Here is a 614-nt window from a genome sequence, read left to right on the forward strand (position 1 = left end):
GCCAGTTTTGCCAAGGTTTTGGTGGTAGAGATACCCAGACAGCAGGGGATGCCGACCTCTCTTTTCACTGTATTTACCACGGATCTTCCGTAGGACTCCAAGGGACCAAGATTCTCCATGCCGCATAAATCGAGAAAGGCTTCATCTATGGAATAAATGAACACACTCGGTGCTAAGCGCTCAAGCGTCGTCATGACCCGATTGGAGATATCGGCATAGAGGGCATAATTAGAACTAAAGGTGATGACACCGTGTTCTTGAATGATCTCCTCTATCTCAAATCGGGGTGCACCCATCTTAATACCGAGAGCTTTTGCAGGCGTATTGCGAGCCACTGCACAGCCATCATTATTGGATAACACGATACAAGGCTTATCGACCAAGTCAGGACGGAACAACAATTCAGCACTGACATAAAAAGAGTTCATGTCACATAAAGCATAGATCGGCATGCGTTACCTCTGCATCGCTCTGACTAAGTGCGTGACGACACCAAATAGCTGTAAGTCAGAACCTTCGTTGAACTCAATGGGTGCGTACTGACGATTTTGAGGTAACAATCGCACTCTCGGTTTTAATGCCAGCGTTTTGACAGTAAACGCGCCATCGACAGC

At 47.1% G+C, this 614-nt stretch carries 2 protein-coding genes; both read right to left on the reverse strand.

Annotated features, from left to right (window positions below):
- Positions 1 to 452 (reverse strand): Y-family DNA polymerase (locus F7R24_RS14605; protein ID WP_476703645.1); only part of this gene is annotated, 452 nt, incomplete at its 3' end.
- A gap of 3 nt (positions 453 to 455) precedes the next feature.
- Positions 456 to 614 (reverse strand): S24 family peptidase (locus tag F7R24_RS15040; RefSeq protein WP_420812994.1); only part of this gene is annotated, 159 nt, incomplete at its 5' end.

The organism is Nitrincola schmidtii, assembly GCF_008973715.1.
GTDB lineage: Bacteria > Pseudomonadota > Gammaproteobacteria > Pseudomonadales > Balneatricaceae > Nitrincola > Nitrincola schmidtii.